At 61.5% G+C, this 2,052-nt stretch carries 2 protein-coding genes; both read right to left on the reverse strand.

The features are described from left to right. Positions 1-210: 210 nt before the first annotated feature. Complete coding sequence (locus tag PACILC2_RS25360; RefSeq protein ID WP_213531761.1) at positions 211-1,284, reverse strand: oxidoreductase; 1,074 nt, start codon at positions 1,282-1,284, stop codon at positions 211-213. Positions 1,285-1,297: 13 nt separating this feature from the next. Next, positions 1,298-2,052 (reverse strand): Gfo/Idh/MocA family protein (locus PACILC2_RS25365; protein WP_213531763.1); only part of this gene is annotated, 755 nt, incomplete at its 5' end.

Below are 2,052 nucleotides of genomic sequence, written 5' to 3' on the forward strand. Positions count from 1 at the left end.
TTTGACACACGTATCCCGTGACCGCCGCCTTGGGCAGCAATGGCCTTGCGGCCTTCTTACGGTCTGTTGATCGGGTACATGTGTCATTGGTGCATCGCAGGACTCCTCCATTACGTTTCCGAATGAATTTGAAAATCTTGCCCGTATTGTAGCGCAGTTCGAACGTCTTTGCAAGCTCTTGAAACCGAAGGGAAAGCAGGCGAACGGCTGCTACAGGCGGACAGCGAGCGTCCGTCCTTCACGGCTGCTTTGCAGCCCGAGCTCAAGCAGTCTGATCGACTTGCGCGCTTGCTCCGCCGTTACGGCCAAATCCGCGCCTGCAGTCAAATGCTCGTATATATTGCGATAATACGAAACGTAGGAACCGGCCTTCGTCTTGAGCCTTCCGTCCATTTCCAAGCCGTCCGCTTGCGCGTGCAGCCGTCCCCACTGCGCTTCGGGTTCCACGCCCCAGCCCGAAGATGCGGGACTCATACCCCGGATCAGCGCCTCCTCCTGGGGATCGATGCCATGCTTGACGAACGAGCCGTTCGTGCCATGGAGAACATATCGGGGGCCGGGTTCGCGGGCGAGCAGCGACGCCCCTATCCTGACGATCAACGGGCTGGGATATTCGAGCGTCACGTCGAAATAATCGTCGGCGACGGCGCCGTCCCTAAGCGAGCGAATGTCCGCGCGAATCGTCTCGGGCGGGCCGAACAGACAGAGCACCTGATCGAGAAAATGGACGCCGAGATCGTACCAGATGCCCGCTGCCGCAGCCTCCCCTTCCCGCCATCTGGAAGGATCGGGCACCGGACGGAATCGGTCCCAGCGCAAGCTGCATTCGACGAGCCGGCCCAGCGTTCCGGCGTTCACCAGATCGCGGACGGTCATAAAATCTCCGTCCCACCTGCGGTTATGATAGACGCTTAACATTTTGCGCTGCCGGGCGGCCAGCGCGATCAGTTCGTCCGCCTCCGCGCTCGTTGCGGTGAAAGGCTTCTCCACGACGACATGCTTGCCCGCCAGCAGCGCTTCGCGGGCAACCGCATAATGCGTCGGACTCGGAGTCGCGACGACGACCAGATCGATGGACGCGTCCTCAAGCACTTCATTCACGTGGCGGACGGTTTCCGATTCCGGATAGAGCTTCCGGGACGAATCGCCGTTCCGCTCGACAATTTTGGCCAGCCGCATACCCGGAACGGCCGTTATAACCGGCGCATGAAACACTTTCCCGGCAAAGCCGAATCCGACAAGGCCGACCCGGATTTCCTTTGTTTTGTCATATTCGTGTTGCATCGCAATACCCTCCTTACTCGTCCAGACGGTGGCCCGGAAGGCCGAGCGGCAGCGGCGCCGGCCGTTCCGTCTTCGCGGCAATTTCGCTGGCGCGGCCGGATGCGGCGGCGTCGAATACGCCGAGCATCACGTCGAGGACATGGCGGGCCAGCTTGCCGCTTGCGCGGTGCGGTCTGCCGGAACGGATCGCATGGGCCATATCGGCAACGCCGATGCCGCGGCTGTTGTCCGTGAAGCCGTGTGAATAAGGCATCTCGCTCGTCCGGCCGTTCCGCTGCTTCAGCACGATCGGCCCGCCGAACATGTTCGGATCCGGAACGATCAATATGCCTTCCGTGCCGTATACCTCCAATCTGGGCATATAGCCGTAGCTCTCCTTGGCCGTATGCAGCGTCGCAATGACGCCGTTATCGAAATCGAGAACGGCGGCCGCATTCATCGGCGCGGTTACCGGCACCGTCTCGCCGTACCGCGGCGATTGCGGATTGGTCACCTTCGCTTCCCGGCGCAGCTGGGCGACGGTGCCGGTGACGCGGCGCACCGGCCCGAACATGGCGACAAGTGCGGTAATGTAATACGGCCCCATATCCATCATCGGATCGCCGCCGAGCGTAAGAAAGTTATGAAAGTTAGGGTGCCCGCTGTCCGCCGGATTTCCCATCAGAATCGTGCCGCTTGCCCCGTACGGCGTACCGATCCAGCCGTCGTCGATCAGCTTCAGCGATGTCTGCAGGCCGCCCCCCAGAAACGTATCCGGCGCGCAGCCGA

This window comes from Paenibacillus cisolokensis, assembly GCF_018403665.1.
GTDB classification, from domain to species: Bacteria; Bacillota; Bacilli; order Paenibacillales; family Paenibacillaceae; genus Paenibacillus_AH; species Paenibacillus_AH cisolokensis.